The sequence below is a fragment of the Streptomyces botrytidirepellens genome, from assembly GCF_003721215.1.
GTDB classification, from domain to species: domain Bacteria; phylum Actinomycetota; class Actinomycetes; order Streptomycetales; family Streptomycetaceae; genus Streptomyces; species Streptomyces himastatinicus.
Map to the genome: position 1 here is coordinate 1 of NZ_RIBZ01000349.1, position 522 is coordinate 522.

The window sequence follows — 522 nt, forward strand, 5'->3', positions numbered from 1 at the left end:
TCCTTCTCGTACGCCTTGATGACCTCGTCCGTCGGGCCGTCCATCAGCAGCTCGCCCTTCTCCAGCCACAGCACCCGGTCACAGGTGTCCCGGATGGACTTGTTGTTGTGGCTGACGAGGAAGACCGTTCCGGCGTCCTTGCGCAGCTCGCGGATGCGGGCCTCGGAGCGCTTCTGGAACTTCCGGTCACCGGTGGCCAGGGCCTCGTCGATCATCAGGACGTCGTGGTCCTTGGCCGCCGCGATGGAGAAGCGGAGGCGGGCCGCCATGCCGGAGGAGTAGGTGCGCATCGGGAGGGTGATGAAGTCACCCTTCTCGTTGATGCCCGAGAAGTCCATGATGTCCGCATATCGCTCGCGGATCTGCTCGCGCGACATCCCCATGGCCAGACCGCCCAGTATGACGTTCCGCTCACCGGTGAGGTCGTTCATCAGGGCCGCGTTGACGCCCAGCAGCGACGGCTGGCCGTCGGTGTAGACGCTGCCGCGCTCGGTGGGCAGGAGGCCCGCCACGGCCTTGAGG

Annotated in this window: 1 protein-coding gene; it reads right to left on the minus strand. The window is 66.3% G+C overall.

Annotated elements, in window-relative coordinates; all coding sequences use genetic code 11:
- Positions 1 to 522, minus strand: a 522-nt coding sequence (locus tag EEJ42_RS30925; RefSeq protein ID WP_425472987.1) for an ABC transporter ATP-binding protein, incomplete at both ends; no start/stop codon positions are given.